At 62.5% G+C, this 13,914-nt stretch carries 11 protein-coding genes; 1 reads left to right on the top strand and 10 read right to left on the bottom strand.

The genetic code is table 11. The annotated features are described in order from the left end of the window. Positions 1 to 13: 13 nt before the first annotated feature. The 7 genes from AC2CGW_RS06650 to AC2CGW_RS06620 form a co-directional block, all read right to left on the bottom strand. Positions 14 to 1,753, bottom strand: coding sequence for a 6-deoxy-6-sulfo-D-gluconate dehydratase (locus tag AC2CGW_RS06650; protein ID WP_484573734.1), 1,740 nt, complete (start codon positions 1,751 to 1,753; stop codon positions 14 to 16). Positions 1,754 to 1,883: 130 nt separating this feature from the next. Next, positions 1,884 to 2,666 carry a sulfoquinovose 1-dehydrogenase gene (locus tag AC2CGW_RS06645; protein ID WP_426352519.1) on the bottom strand — a complete coding sequence of 261 codons (783 nt, stop codon included), beginning with the start codon at positions 2,664 to 2,666 and terminating at the stop codon, positions 1,884 to 1,886. Positions 2,667 to 2,699: 33 nt separating this feature from the next. After that, a complete protein-coding gene (locus tag AC2CGW_RS06640) occupies positions 2,700 to 3,575 on the bottom strand; it encodes a 6-deoxy-6-sulfogluconolactonase (RefSeq protein WP_186664199.1) in 876 nt (291 codons plus the stop codon). Further along, positions 3,572 to 4,474 (bottom strand): aldose 1-epimerase, encoded by a 903-nt coding sequence (locus AC2CGW_RS06635; RefSeq protein ID WP_189662399.1) that lies wholly within the window; start codon positions 4,472 to 4,474, stop codon positions 3,572 to 3,574. Before AC2CGW_RS06635 ends, AC2CGW_RS06640 begins: the two co-directional genes overlap by 4 nt. A gap of 24 nt (positions 4,475 to 4,498) precedes the next feature. Then, entirely contained in the window at positions 4,499 to 5,599 is a 1,101-nt protein-coding gene (locus AC2CGW_RS06630; RefSeq protein ID WP_186664197.1) for a porin, read from the bottom strand. An 87-nt stretch (positions 5,600 to 5,686) separates the two neighbouring features. Beyond that, positions 5,687 to 7,726, bottom strand: coding sequence for an alpha-glucosidase (locus AC2CGW_RS06625; RefSeq protein WP_186711281.1), 2,040 nt, complete (start codon positions 7,724 to 7,726; stop codon positions 5,687 to 5,689). Continuing rightward, positions 7,723 to 9,477, bottom strand: a complete 1,755-nt coding sequence (locus AC2CGW_RS06620; protein WP_186664195.1) for a solute:sodium symporter family transporter — start codon at positions 9,475 to 9,477, stop codon at positions 7,723 to 7,725. Before AC2CGW_RS06620 ends, AC2CGW_RS06625 begins: the two co-directional genes overlap by 4 nt. A 230-nt stretch (positions 9,478 to 9,707) precedes the next feature. On the opposite strand from AC2CGW_RS06620, the gene AC2CGW_RS06615 reads away from it, so the two are divergent. After that, a complete protein-coding gene (locus tag AC2CGW_RS06615) occupies positions 9,708 to 10,769 on the top strand; it encodes a LacI family DNA-binding transcriptional regulator (protein ID WP_186664194.1) in 1,062 nt (353 codons plus the stop codon). 27 nt (positions 10,770 to 10,796) lie between these two features. Here AC2CGW_RS06615 and AC2CGW_RS06610 read toward each other — a convergent pair whose 3' ends face one another. From AC2CGW_RS06610 to AC2CGW_RS06600, 3 genes are read right to left on the bottom strand one after another with little or no spacing between them, the layout of a single operon-like run. Beyond that, positions 10,797 to 11,522, bottom strand: a complete 726-nt coding sequence (locus AC2CGW_RS06610; protein WP_186720439.1) for a TSUP family transporter — start codon at positions 11,520 to 11,522, stop codon at positions 10,797 to 10,799. 26 nt (positions 11,523 to 11,548) lie between these two features. Further along, positions 11,549 to 12,508 carry a 2-hydroxyacid dehydrogenase gene (locus tag AC2CGW_RS06605; protein ID WP_484573733.1) on the bottom strand — a complete coding sequence of 320 codons (960 nt, stop codon included), beginning with the start codon at positions 12,506 to 12,508 and terminating at the stop codon, positions 11,549 to 11,551. After that, the gene (locus AC2CGW_RS06600) at positions 12,501 to 13,898 is read right to left on the bottom strand and encodes an MFS transporter (RefSeq protein WP_484574004.1); all 1,398 of its coding nucleotides are present in this window, start codon (positions 13,896 to 13,898) and stop codon (positions 12,501 to 12,503) included. The genes AC2CGW_RS06605 and AC2CGW_RS06600 overlap by 8 nt, the downstream gene beginning before the upstream one ends. Positions 13,899 to 13,914 lie beyond the last annotated feature (16 nt).

The raw sequence follows: 13,914 nt of genomic DNA, 5'->3' as shown, positions 1-13,914 counted from the left end.
TCCTGAGCAAGGTTCAGTGGATGGGTGGCTCGGGCACGACTTCGCCGGCCTGCAGGAAATCGAAATCACACCCTTCGTTGGCCTGGGTCACATGCTGCTGGTAGAGCGCAGCAAAAGAGCGGCCGTAGGTTCTGTGCTGCGGTCTATGCTCGGCGCGGCGTTGGGCAAGTTCCTCATCGCTGACACGCATGTTCAACGTGCCGGCGGCGACGTCCAGATCGATGATGTCGCCCGTGCGGACTAATGCCAGCGGCCCTCCAACAGCGGCCTCAGGCGCCACGTGTAGGACGCAGCTGCCGTAATGGGTACCACTCATACGGGAGTCGGAGATGCGCAACAGGTCACGTACACCGGCTTCCAGCAAGCGTTTGGGTATCGGCAGGTTGCCCCATTCGGGCATGCCCGGCGCGCCCACGGGGCCGGCATTGCGCAAGATCAGCACGGTGTCCGCAGTGACATCCAGGGCGGGGTCGTCGATCATCCGGCTGAGGGTTTCGTGGTCATCGAAGACCAGTGCCGGGCCGCTGTGACGGCGCAGGCGCGGGTCGGCTGCGGAGGATTTCATCACCGCGCCATCGGGGCAGAGGTTGCCACGCAACAGCGCCAAAGTGGCGCCTTGTTCGAGGCTGACCACCGGGTTATCGAGGGGGCGAATGATATCGTCGTCGTAGCACGGGGCATCGGCCAACAGGCTGTCCCAGCTCTGCCCGGTGGCCCCCTCGCACTCCAGATGCAAATACGATGCGATCTTGCGCATCAGCGCACGCAGGCCGCCGGCAAAATGATAGTCCTCCATGAGTGCCGTGCCGGAAGGGAACAGGTTGAGCAACACCGGTATCTTCGCGGCTGCGACGGCCAACTGATCGAGGGTCAGGTCTATTCCGGCGCGTCTGGCGATGGCAATCAGGTGGATCGCGGCGTTGGTCGAGCCGCCCATTGCCATGTACACCGCCACGCCATTGGCTACGTGCTTTTCAGTCAGCCAAGTCGAGGGGCGGCGGTCGCGCCAAACCAGATCGACGATTGTCGAACCGCACTGCGAGGCCATCCGCGGGTGGGCCCCATCCGCGGCAGGAATGCTCGATGCACCGGGTAAGGTAAAGCCCATTGCGTCGGCGATGCTGGTCATGGTCGACGCCGTGCCTACGGTATTGCAGGTGCCGATCGAACGGGTCATGGCGCCTTCGAGTTCTTCCCACGCAACAGTGTCGATCAGCCCCAGACGGCGCTCGTCCCAGTACTTCTTGGTATGCGTGCCGGCGCCGGTCTTGACGCCACGCCACTGACCGTTGGACATCGGGCCCGCCGGGCAGTAGATCACCGGCAGGTCCATGCTGAGCGCGCCCATCAGTAGGCCAGGCGTAGACTTGTCGCAGCCGCCTAGCAGCACGGCGCCGTCGATCGGCAACGAGCGCAGCAGTTCCTCGGCCTCCATTGCCAGCAGGTTGCGGTAGAGCATCGTAGTCGGCTTGACCATTACCTCGCCCACCGACTGTACCGGCAACTCCACTGGGAAGCCGCCGGCCGCCCAGACCCCGCGTTTGACAGCCTCGGCACGCTCACGCAGGTGCGAATGACAGGGCGACATCTCGCTCCAGGTATTGAGGATCGCAATCACCGGCTTGCCCATGAACTCCTCGCGGCGCAGTCCGATCTGTTGCAGGCGCTGGCGATGGGCGAAGGCACGGATGGTGTCTGGAGCGAACCACCGCTGACTGCGGAGTTCTTCGATTTTCTTGTATTTTTCGGACATAACCTAAGCCTTTGAGCAAGGGCGCCACGCATAATCGTAGCGCTGCGAAATTACTTTCCGAGAGCATACCCGGATCAATTTCGTAGCGCTACGATTTTTGCCCGAATCACCCCTGTCAGGAGTTGTGGGGTTATTGAATCGACAGTCCCGCATCGACGACAAAGTTCTGACCCGTGCAGCCGCGGCTATCATCGCTGGCCAGGAACAGCGCCAGGCGCGCGCAGTCGCTGGCATCCAGACGAAACTTGAGCATCTGCTGGTCGATGAACGACTGGCTGGCTGCCTCCAGACCGGCAGGGTCGGCGGCCCACATGGCATCCTGGCGTTCGGTACGAATAGCGCCTGGCACCAGGCTATTGACCCGGATGCCTTGCCCGCCCAGTTCGCGTGCCAAGGTGCGGGTCATTCCGTTCAACGCCGCCTTGGCGGTGGTGTAGCAGATCATCCCAGGGCGTCCGCGCATCCACGAGATCGAGCCCATGTTGATGATCGCCCCGCTGCCCCGCTTTGCCATGCCAGGCGTGACGGCCTGTGCAGCGAAGAAGGCGTGACGCAGGTTGGTCTGCATGCGTTCGTCCCAATACTCGACGCTGACATCGGCCAAGGCATGGCGGTCATCGCGGGCTGCGTTGTTGATCAGTACATCGATGCCACCCCAGGTGTGTTCCACTTCGGCCACACACCCCTGCAAGCGCTCGATATCGCGCACATCGCAGCGCAAGAACAGCACGTTGGCGCCCAGCGTCCGGGCCAGCGCCTGCCCGGCGTCGGCATCCAGGTCAAGGAAGGCGACGCGGCTGCCCTGTGCGACGAACGCTTCGACGAAGGCGCGACCGATGCCCGAGGCGCCACCGCTGATAAAGATCACTTTGCCGGCCAGGCTGGGGTACTGCGTATCGGTATGACGGTTCATGGTGATAGGTACTCGTGAGCAAGTGGAATGGATTCAACCGGCGAACAGCGGCTCGGGGCAGCCGGGCACGTCGACACGGGTGGCGAACACGCAGCCGGACAGCGGCCAGGCCGCCAGGTCTTCGGCGCTGCGGTTCTCGCGCGAACTGGTGATGTAAAGGGTACGCAGGTCGTCGCCACCGAAGGCGACCATGGTCGGCCAACGCGTCGGCACCTGGATTTCTGCCAGCACCTGGCCATCAGGGCTCAGGCGCAGCACCCGGCCGCCGTCGAACTGCGCGCTCCAATAGCAGCCCGCACTGTCGAACGCCGCGCCATCCGGGCGCCCGCCACTGCCACGCGGGAACTCGCGCAGCAACTGCCGGGGGCCGGGCTGTCCATCGGCATCCAGCGGATAGCGGTACAGCACATGGTTGGGGGTGTCGCTGTGGTAGACCCACGCGCGGTCCGGGCTGAAGGCGAGGCCGTTGGACACCATCACATCGCCGGCCACAACCTGGGCACGGTGCTGCGCATCGACTCGCACCAATTGCCCACCATTGCGGTCACGCGGTTGCCACAGGGTGCCAGCCCAGAAGCGCCCCCAAGGGTCGACGCGGCCATCGTTGAAGCGGCTGTGCTCTGCGCCGCTGGGGTTGTCGGCCAGGCGCTCGCCCAGCTGCCCCTGGGCATCGAGCAGGTAGATGCCGGTGCGCAGCGCGACAATGAAGCCGCCCTGCTCGCGCAGGCCGAAACAGCCCAGCTCCTCAGGCAACTGCAAGGTGCTCACGCAGCCATCGCGGGGGTCAAGGCGATGCAGTTGCCCGGCCAGGATATCGGCCCAGTACAGGGCTTGCTCACGGACCGACCAGACCGGGCACTCGCCCAGTTCCGACGGCTGGCGGACCACACAGGTCAGGGTTTCACTCATGCAGGGTTCTCCAGGTTGGCGCCGCTCGGCAGCAAGCGCAACTCACGTTCGATCGACGCCCCCGGTGCCAGCCAGACCAGGCCGTGCGCCGTAGGCGTGGGGAAATTGATGGCGTTGTTGAGGTGGCTGACCGGCTCGACCGCGATAAAGTCCGCTGGTGCTGGCGGCGTGAACACCACCAGGTGCTCCAACCCTGGGCCGGCTTCCAGGCGCAGGCCGACCTGTGCCTCTGGCCAATACAGACTGGCACGGGCATCCCAGCCCTCGAAGCAGTTGTCCAGGCCCACAGCGCCTATTGCCTGGGGCAGGCCGAAGTCCCAAGGTTCCGGCAGTGCCGTACGCTCGACCGGCAGGCCATCCGCGCCGGCATGCCAGACGTGCGCGGCACTGAAGCCCAGCTGCAATTCACCCTGGCGCTCGAAGTACGGGTGCCAGCCAAGACCCACCGGCATCGACTGCTCACTCAGGTTGGTGAGCCCCAGTCGCAGGCGCAGGCCGTCACCACTCAGGGTGATGCACTGCCACGCGACGAAGTCCCACGGCCAGTCTTCGGCATCGGCGCCCCGGGCCTGGTGGCGCAAGCTCAACTGGCAGCTGTGCGGCGAGTGGGCATCGACCTGCCACGCTCGCTGCCAGCCAAGACCATGTAGCGGATGCGGGTGATCGCCGAAATTGCGGCGCAGCTGCTGCGGCTCGCCATTGGCGCAAAAGCGCCCGTGGGCGATACGGTTGGAGTACGGGACCAGCGGGTAGCACGCCGTACGCCGAACGCTGTCGGTGCCGTCCCAGGGCCGCAGCAGCTCGAAGCTGCCAAGACGCAGGTAACCCAGCGCGCCGCCCAGGCTGGGCAGCACCCCGGCGCTCAGGGCGCCACAGGTGAGTGTGAGCTCCGGGTGCAATATGTGATTCGTCGCTATCAAGACTCAGAAGCTCCAACGAATACCCAAGGTACCCGCCCAAGGGTCGTAACCGGCCGCCACACTGGGGTAATCCTCACTGAGCAGCGAGAAACCCTGGGTGGAATGGCTGTTGTTGTTGATATGGGAAACATAGGTATACAGCTGGGTATTGGGGTTGAACGAATAGATGTAGCCGGCATGGGCCGCCCAGGCCCGGGCGCCCTCGGCCTCGATTCGCTGGGAAACGCCGAAGGTCAGATCATTGTGATCGTCGAGGACGATCCGCGCATTGACCATCTTCGCCGAGGCGAACCAGCGGGCCTCGGTATCGCGCTTGGAGTACACATAGTTGGCCCCCCAGATCACGCCACCCCACTGGTAATTGCCCGACACCACGTGGGTCGTCTGGGTGTATAGCTCGCTGCTGGTTTCGGTAGGGGCCGAGTCATGGCGGTTGTAGCCATAACCCAACTTGGTGAACCCGTTGCGATAGCGCACATTGAAGCCACTGGTGCGGTTCTGGTTGGGGCCGTTCTCGATGCTGGAGTTGCCGTAGGAATAGCCCAGCTCGGTGGAAAAGCCGTTCACTTCAGGCGAGCGGTAGCGCACCGTGGTGTCGTAGAACCCGCCCGTGCCGCTTTTACCCAATACCGCAGTGTGCTCCAGACTCATGATCGCCGCCATGTTCGACAACCCATATAGGGCGACGTCCGAATCCAGGAACACCCAGTAGATCGGCATGTACAGGCTGCCCATGGCCACCGAGCCGAACGGGCCACTGACGCCGACGCCATAGCCGCGGTTGGTCGAGACTTGCCCGCCCTTCCAGATGCGCCGCAATACCAGCCCGCGCTCGCCGAACGCCTGTAGGGCATAACCGCTGTCGCCCAGGGCATAGTCGAGCTTTACCCCGAAGCGCGAGGCCTGCAGGTTGCCGTCCGAGACCATGGTATGGTCCGGGGCGGTCTTACTGAACGAGCCCGTCTGCACGTTCAGGTCGAGAATGCCATATGGGTTGATGCTGAGATTGCCGGCCTTCCAGACAATGGGTTCGGCATGGCTGGGCAGCGCATAGACGCTGGCCAGCAGAATGAAGCCAAGGACACGTTGATTTTTGTTGTTCATGTCAGCAGCGCTCTTTTATGGCCGCAGTGGGCCGGCGCGCCTGCCTTGGCAGGCGCTCACAGGTCAATTACAGGTAGCGGAGCGGGATCAGAGCACAGTCAGGCTCTGGAAGAGGGATTGCCAGCGGCTGCCCACTCGGCTGAACACCGGTGGTTGCCCCAGCGGTGCCGGGACCTCGACACGCTGCCCGCCCTCGAAACAATCGCCGCTCCACCAGTGCTGCCAGGTCTCGCCAGCCGGCAGGTAGACGCTCCAGTGCGTCTTGCCTTCGGCATGCACGGGCGCCACCAGCAGGTCACGGCCATACAGGTATTGGTCCTGAACGGCGTAGCAGCCAGCGTCCTGTTCGTGATGCAGAAACAACGGCCGTTGCAACGGCAGGCCGCTGGCCTGAGCCTCATCCATCAAGCTTTCGACGTAGGGTTTCATGCCTGCGAATACCCGGGTCATGCGGGCGAAATGCACCAGAGTGGCAGGGTCTTGCCAAAACTGCAGGTTCTGGTCCGGGCGGTTGCCTTCGTGAGTGCGCATCACCGGGGTGAACGCAGCCATTTCCGCCCAGCGCTGGAACAGTTCGGCGGTACGGCAGTTGCCATAGAGGCTGGTGTAGCCGCCGATATCACTGTGGTGATAGGCATTACCCAGCAGGCCGGACGACAACGCGCCGCAAATCACCGTTTGCAGGCCATCGTGGCGGCTGAAGTCAACCGACTGGTCACCCGCCCACAGCAACGGGCAGTGCGCCTGCACGCCGCTGTAGCCAGCGCGCATGAAGAACAGTGCATCGCCAGTGCGCCCGGCGTTGCCGATAGCGCGGGCATTGACCTCGGCCCAGCGTACTGGCCAGGCGTTGTGCTCGAGCATGGGGTCGGCATCGCCGGCCAGCTTGACGTCGATCGGCAGATACTCGCCAAAGTCCGCCATCCAGCCCGAGAGGCCCTTTTCGAGCATCTCCTGGCCGATGATCCGGGTTTCGAACCATTGCGCCGCCGCCGGCAAGGTGAAGTCGACCACGCCACAAAGGAACTCGCCGAAGTCGACCAGATAGGTGCCGTCCTCGGCGTTGGTCGCCAGGTAGCCCGCCGCTTCGGCTTCAGCGAACAGCGGGCCGTCATTGCACAGATAAGGGTTCACATAACCGAGGAAGCGCAGGCCGCGCTCGTGCAGACTACAGACCCACGCCTGATGGTCGGGGTAGCGCTCGGCATTCCATTGCCAGTCCCAGAACAAACGCTTGCCGAAAGAGGTGATACGCAGCCCTTCCCAATCCTCGCACCACAATGCACTGACCTTGGCGCCATGCTCGAGTGCGGTCTGCAGGTGCTGTTCGGCGTGCTCGCGGCCGTTCTTCAAACCGAGGATCGCACCGTCAAGCACCCATTGCGGCAGGCGCGGCTGGCGACCGAAATAACGGCTGAGGGCACCGACGAGGTCGATGTAGCTGTTGCCGACGAAAAACTCCAGCGCTTCGGGCACCGCCCACACTTGCAGTTCGTGGAAGTCGTCATGGCGGAAGTCAAAATCGGCGTACGCGCTGGTCACCAGATGCGCGCTGTAGCGCCGCGAGGAGATGAACGTCGGTTGCGGGTAGTTGGTGTGATAGTAATCACCCCCGGCGTTGGCTTCGTTGTCCGCCTGCAAGGTCAGCCAAGTCGACTTGTCTCGGCCTACGCCCGGCTCAGAAGTCCACAGCGGGAAGTTGCGTCCGCGCAAGTTCAAGTAAGACATCTGCTCGCCGCAACCCCAGACCTGCTCATTCACTTCGGCAGGCAGACGCAGCCACAGTCGATTGCAACCTGCCTGCGGCGCCTGCATGAGCAGGCGCACACGCTCGCCCTGGCAGTCCAGGCGCAGGGAAAGCAGCAGCGGGCCCTCGGACCAGGCGCGCAACTCGATGACACCGGCTGAAGTATCAAGGCGGGCGTGGCGCAAGGCGACCCTTTCCTGAACATAATCGCGAATACGGAAGTTACCGCGCTGCATTTCAATGCCAGCTTCACCGTAACCGGCGAACACAGCAGGCTGCAGCGGGCTGTGGCACCACAACAGGCGCCCGTCCACTTCCAGACGGATCTGCTCGCCTGCCTGGTGCAGGCTCACGTTCTGGGGGATAGATACGCTATTCATTGTGGGTTGGTCTCGTAGTCAGGCAGGGCATGGGTATTGGTCAGGTGTCGAAAACGACGGCGGCACAGCGCGGCGCCAGCAAAGGCCAGCAACCAGGTCAATGCCAGCAGCGGCAGATAGAGCCCGGAAGGTCCGCCGACACGGGCGACACCCAGTGGTGAGAAGGTCAGATAGATGGATACCAGCGCGGCGAACAGCATCACGCTGAAGCTGCCCGCGTGTCGCCACGGGGTCAGGTCGACGGTGCGCGCCGGAGTGGGCGATACGTAGGGAGTGGCGCGGTCGAAGTGCTTGCGTAGCAACACCAGCAAGACCATTTCCACAGCAAACATGATGCCCATGACGTGGATGAAGCTGATTCCCAGGCGGGTGTCGATCTTCAGTCCCAGCACCAGCACTGCATAGCACACCGCGTGCAGGCCAAGCACCAGCTTGGCGGGCGTCGCGCCGCCTCGAGCACTGAAGAAGCCGAACAGCATGATGGCGATGATCGGCATGTTGAAGAAGCCGGTGAAGCGACGCAGGACCGCATAGATACCTTCCGGGGTGTACATCAGCATCGGTGCGACCACCAGCGACACCAGTGCGGCGATCACGCTGACTCGCTTGCCGAAGCGCACCAGCGCCTCGTCCGAAGCCATTGGCCGGATCGACTTGTAGAAGTCATAGGTCAGCAGCGTGGCAGTACCATTGATGATCGCATTGAAGTGGCTCATCACCGTGCCGAAGATCACCGCCACGAAGAAGCCCTTCATCCACCATGGCATCAGCGCGGCAACCAACGCCGGATAGGCCAAGTCGGAATTGGCCAGCGGCTGGTCGCGGAACAGGTGCCAGGCGATCACACCAGGCATCAGCATGGCAAGCGGCACCAGCAGTTTCAGGCAACCCGACAGCAACACGCCCTTCTGGCCCTCGGCCAGGTTCTTGGCAGCCATGCTTTTCTGCACGATGGCCTGGTTGGTGCACCAGTAGAACAGGTTGGCGAAGATCATGCCGGTGAACACCGCACCAAACGGCACCTTGTCTTCGCTGCCGCCAATGGCATTGAGTTTCTGCGGGTTGTCGTGCAGCAGGGTTTGGGCACCGGACAGTACATCACCCTGCCCCAGCGTCCACAGACCGATGATCGGGATGAGGACCACCACCACCAGCAAGCCTATGCCGTTGATGGTGTCCGATACCGCCACGGCCCGAAGCCCGCCCAGTACCGCATAGGCAGCGCCAATCACTCCGGTCGCCACGATCAGCAGACTGATCGTGGCCGGGTAGGACCAGCCGAGAATGCCCTGCAGGTCGAAAATCTGATTGAAGGTGATAGCCCCCAGATACAGCGAAGCCGGGTTGAGCACCAGGGTGTAGGTGGCAACCATCAGCGCACTCACTATTCGGCGCGTAGCACGGTCATAGCGTTTCTCGATGAACTCCGGCAGGGTCGAGAAGCCGCCGCGCAAGTAACGAGGCAGGAAAAACAAGGCCAGAGCGATAGTCGAAACGGCCGCAGTGGCCTCCCAGGCCATGGAGCTGAGGTTGTGGGCGTATGAATCACCGTTGAGGCCGACCAACTGATCGATGGACAGGTTGGTCAGCATCATCGATCCGGCAATGAACCAGCCATTGAGGCCGCCGCTCGCCATGAAGTAACCATGGGCGCCAACGTCCTTGGCCTGGCGCGTGAATCGGTAGGAAATCACTGCGACCAGTGCAGTGAAGAACAGCATGCTCAGGAAGGTGAAAAGGGATGTGCTCATTTTTATATTTGTTCTCCAACGCGGGTTGGGATGCGATGCGACAACAAAATCGCAGCGCTGCAAAATTACCAGGCGAGCTTATCTCAGGCTAAATCGCAGCGCTACGATTTTATTCGAAAAGACACGTTTGATTTTCGAAAGCGAACATCCATGCCGCCAGCCAAGCGCTTTTGCGATTGACTTGCCATCGTCAGGCTCGCATCCTTTTGCCTTCGAAGAACGAGGTGGCGATGAGCGATAGATCAGACAGCGAAGTCAGCAACGGTGCAGTACGCCGCCCCCGGATCAACCGGGTAACCATGGGTATGGTTGCTGAACAGGCCAAGGTCTCCCCAAGCACGGTATCGCTATTTCTACGCGACCCGGATGCGGTCTCAAGCAAGCGCGCTGAACGCATCCGCAAAGCCATCGCCGACACTGGCTATACCATCAATCGCCTCGCCGGCGCCTTGGCAGGCAACCACAGTCGTGCAGTCGCAGTGATCGTGCCGTCGATGATCAACGCCTTCTTCTCGGAAACCCTGCAAGCTATGCAGGAAGTCTTTGAAAGCCGTGGCTACCAGTTGTTGATCAGTAACAGCGACTACGACCCGAAACGAGAGCTGGAGTTGCTGCGCGCCCACCTGTCATGGTCACCGGCAGCCCTGGTCGTCACTGGCAGCGACCACGCCGCCGCCCGTCCACTGCTCGAAGCCACGGGCATTCCCGTGGCTCAGATGTGGGAGTTGGGCAACGACCCGTTCCACCTTCAGGTCGGTTTCGACCACCAAGCCGTCGGCGCAGCCCTGGCCGAGCACCTGTACGCGCAGGACCTGGAACGCTTCGTCTATGTCGGCACCCGCATGCACCTCGACCACCGCGCCCGCCAGCGCGCCGAAGGGTTCAGTTCCTGGTTGAATGGCAAGGGGCTGACCGCGCAGGTGATCGCGCTGGAGCAAAACACCTCACAGGTCGAACTGAGCGAGGTATTCGATGAAATTGCCCGTCACGGTGATGGGCCACAAGGCCTCTGCTGTTCGAACGATATACTGGCCATCGCAGCCTTGTTCGAAGCGCAGCGCCGCGGCATTGCCGTACCGCAGCAGTTGGCGATTGCAGGCTTTGGCGACCTGCCACTGAGCAAGCTCAGTGCACCGCGTCTGACCACCGTACGTCCTTATCCTGCCGAGATCGGACGAACCGTGGCCAGTCAGCTGTTGGCTTGGATCGAGGCAGGTACCCTCCCCGATAAACCTCAGGTCGTCGACCTGGGTTTCGAGTTGGTCGTACGCCAGAGCAGCGTGCGCCAGTGATAGGCTCACGCAGCACCGCCGGCCAGGCTAGGCAGCCAAGAGCACCTTGCCGATAAGGCTCGCCCCCGCCAGCAACAGCAGACCGAACACTGCCAGACGCAGCACCTGCGGTGAAATCGCCAGCGGGTGACGCCGCATCCACCAGGTCAGCAGGAACACGATCGGCAATGCCTCCAACGAGAGGTAGCCCGCCTGCAGCTCGAATCGGTGCGTAGCTACTACTACGCTCAAGCGCATCAAAGCATTGACTGCGAACACTACGATCAGCGTGTCGCGGATGACCTGCACGGCCAGTGGCTGGCGATAGAGCTGGTAGACCAACGGCGGCCCGGCACTTGAAAACAACCCGCCCATCACGCCGGAAATACTGGCGAAAAAGGCGAAACCGAACCGCCCCGACATCTGCTGTCGCCCTCGGGACTGCAGGATCAGCATGAAGCTGCAGACGATGATGGTGATGCCGAGGATGATCTCCAGCAGGTCCCGCTCATGGGCGCCTAGCACTGCCAGCAAGCACACGCCAGCGACGACACCAGCCAGGCTGCAGGCCAACACGAGCAGGACGAGCCGGCGCGGCAGCCCCGGCCACTTGCGCACCATGACTACCGCGTTGGCCAGCGTCAGGATCGAGCTCACGTTCGCCACGGTTTCCATGGGCGCCAAGTCCAGCATGCCGGTCAGCCCCAATAGCAACAGGCCGAAAGCAAAGCCGGTGGCGTTTTGGGCGAAAGTGGCGACGACGACACACGACATGAACCCAATGTGCTGCCACCACTCCATCACTGCGCGCCCTCGGGCACCGGGTGTAACACCACGCCGGTGGCAAACAGCGCAGCCAGGTTGGCTAGCACCCGGTCGGCCATGGCCTGACGCGTTTCTTTGGTGCCACTGGCCACATTTGGCGACAACACGACCGTATCCAGTTCACGCAAGGCGGCTGGCACGTGCGGTTCATCCGCGAACACGTCCAATGCCGCCCCGGCAATCCGGCCTTTGCTCAGCGCATCGATCAGCGCGTACTGATCCACCACCGAGCCACGCGCCACGTTGACCAGCATCCCTGTGGGGCCCAGTGCCTCAAGCACCTGCCGACTGACCAGCCCGTCGGTGGCGCTACCACCAGGCACAGCCAACACCAGAAAATCACTGCACTCGGCCAACGTCAGCAACGAGTCATGGTAGGTGTACGCCAGCTGAGGCTTTGGCGTACGGCTCGAGTAGTTCACCTGCATGCCGAAGGCACTGGCGCGCCTGGCAATCGCCTGGCCGATCGGCCCCATGCCAACGATGCCGCAGGTCTTGCCGCCCAGCGCGGTGGTCAGACCAAAGCGTTCTGCCTCCCAACGCCCGGACCTGACGAAGCGGTCAGCCACCACCACTTGCCGGGCGACGGCCAGCAACAGGGCCATGGCGGCGTCGGCCACGCAATCGTTGAGCACATCAGGCGTGTTGCTGACCTGGATGCCCCGGGCGCGGGCTGCTTTCAGGTCGACGGCGTCGGTTCCCACACCAAAACAGACAATGGCACGCAAGGCCGGTAACTGCTCGATCAGATGGGCACTGGCCCCATGCACACCCGTGGTCACCAACGCCTGAACGTCCGCGCCCTGTTCGGCCCGGAGCGTCGCGGGCGATTCACAGCGCCATAGCTCCAGCAGCTGATAGTGTTGTTCAAGCTGTGACCGCAAGGCAGGCAGCAAAGGCCCGACGCTCAGCACCAGCGGTTTGGTATCAGACATCACGAATCTCTCTCTTGCCAGGTATTGCCGGATTCAGCTCAAGGCGGAGCAGCGGGCCGACTACAACCAGGTAACTGAACATCGCTAGCAGCGCATTGGCGGCGACGAACACCAGGGCCATATTGAAGGAACCGGTGGCCTGCACGATGAAGCCAATGATGATGGGAGTGGTGATGCCACCGATGTTGCCGAAAGTGTTGAACAACCCAGCCGTCACCCCACCCGCCTTTCGTGGCGCAGCGTCGGCCATGACCGCCCAGCCCAGTGATGCGAAGCCCTTGCCGAAGAAGGCGAACGCCATGATCGCGATAACCATCCACGGCAAGGACACGTAGTTGCAGATGATCATGCTGGTGGAGGCCAGCAACCCGACAATGATCGGCACTTTGCGCGCCAGGCTCAGCGAGCCGGTCTTGCGCATGATGCCGTCGGAGCAGAGCCCGCCCAGCAGGTTGCCGACAAAACCACAGATTGCCGGGATCGAGGCCAGGAAGCCGGCCTGTAGAATCGACATGCCGCGCTCTTGCACCAGGTAGATCGGGAACCAGGTGGTGAAAAAATAGGTAATCGTGGAAAAGCAGTAGTGGCCGATATAGATCCCCACCATCATCCGACTGCTCAGCAAACCCTTGAGAATCACCGGCAGTGTCAATGGGTTGTCGGTTTTTCGCAGCTTGCCGAGATGGGCATCCATGTCGACTACCGCACCGCCTTCACGCAAGTAGTCCAGCTCGGCCTGATTGATGCGCTGGTGCTCCAGCGGTGAATGCACCTTGCGTACCCAGACCCAAGCCATGATGAAACCCAACACGCCCATCATCACGTAAACCGAGCGCCAACCGTAGGCATGGATCAGCCAGCCACTGACGGGCGCGAACAGCACGATCGCGAAGTACTGCCCGGAGTTGAAGATCGAGGACGCCGTGCCCCGCTCACTTGCCGGGAACCATGAGGCAACCATCCGGCTGTTGCCCGGGGCTGCCGGCGCCTCAGCCAGACCGACCAGAAAGCGCAAGGCGAAAAATGCCGTGACCACAAGGCTGACGTTGGAGCCGCCGTTGAACGCCTGGACCAGGGTCAGCAGCGACCAGCAGAAAATGCTGACCGCATAGGTACGCTTGGAGCCGTAGCGGTCCAGCAACCAGCCACCTGGCAACTGGCCCAGCACGTAGGCCCAGGCGAATGCCGAGAACATCCAGCCCATTTGAACCGGGCTGAGTGCGAACTCGCCCTGGATAGCGGAGCCCGTAATAGACAGGATACCTCGGTCGCCATAGTTCAGCGTCGAGACGAGGAACAGGATAAGGATGATCCAGTAGCGCGTCCGTGAAGGCGTCACCGTTGCCGCGGCGCTGGCCGCGACCTGGCCGGAAATGGGTGCCTGATTCATCGAGAGTCCTTCCGGT

This window comes from Pseudomonas sp. SYWMCR5, assembly GCF_057197165.1.
The sequence above is the reverse complement of the archived record's forward strand: the minus strand, read 5'-3'. Positions and strand labels throughout refer to the sequence as shown.

Coding starts and splice junctions, on each gene's coding strand:
- AC2CGW_RS06650 (WP_484573734.1), bottom strand. CDS start 1,753: ATGTCCGAAAAATACAAGAAAATCGAAGAACTCCGCAGTCAGCGGTGG.
- AC2CGW_RS06645 (WP_426352519.1), bottom strand. CDS start 2,666: ATGAACCGTCATACCGATACGCAGTACCCCAGCCTGGCCGGCAAAGTG.
- AC2CGW_RS06640 (WP_186664199.1), bottom strand. CDS start 3,575: ATGAGTGAAACCCTGACCTGTGTGGTCCGCCAGCCGTCGGAACTGGGC.
- AC2CGW_RS06630 (WP_186664197.1), bottom strand. CDS start 5,599: ATGAACAACAAAAATCAACGTGTCCTTGGCTTCATTCTGCTGGCCAGC.
- AC2CGW_RS06625 (WP_186711281.1), bottom strand. CDS start 7,726: ATGAATAGCGTATCTATCCCCCAGAACGTGAGCCTGCACCAGGCAGGC.
- AC2CGW_RS06620 (WP_186664195.1), bottom strand. CDS start 9,477: ATGAGCACATCCCTTTTCACCTTCCTGAGCATGCTGTTCTTCACTGCA.
- AC2CGW_RS06615 (WP_186664194.1), top strand. CDS start 9,708: ATGAGCGATAGATCAGACAGCGAAGTCAGCAACGGTGCAGTACGCCGC.
- AC2CGW_RS06610 (WP_186720439.1), bottom strand. CDS start 11,522: ATGTCGTGTGTCGTCGTCGCCACTTTCGCCCAAAACGCCACCGGCTTT.
- AC2CGW_RS06605 (WP_484573733.1), bottom strand. CDS start 12,508: ATGTCTGATACCAAACCGCTGGTGCTGAGCGTCGGGCCTTTGCTGCCT.
- AC2CGW_RS06600 (WP_484574004.1), bottom strand. CDS start 13,898: ATGAATCAGGCACCCATTTCCGGCCAGGTCGCGGCCAGCGCCGCGGCA.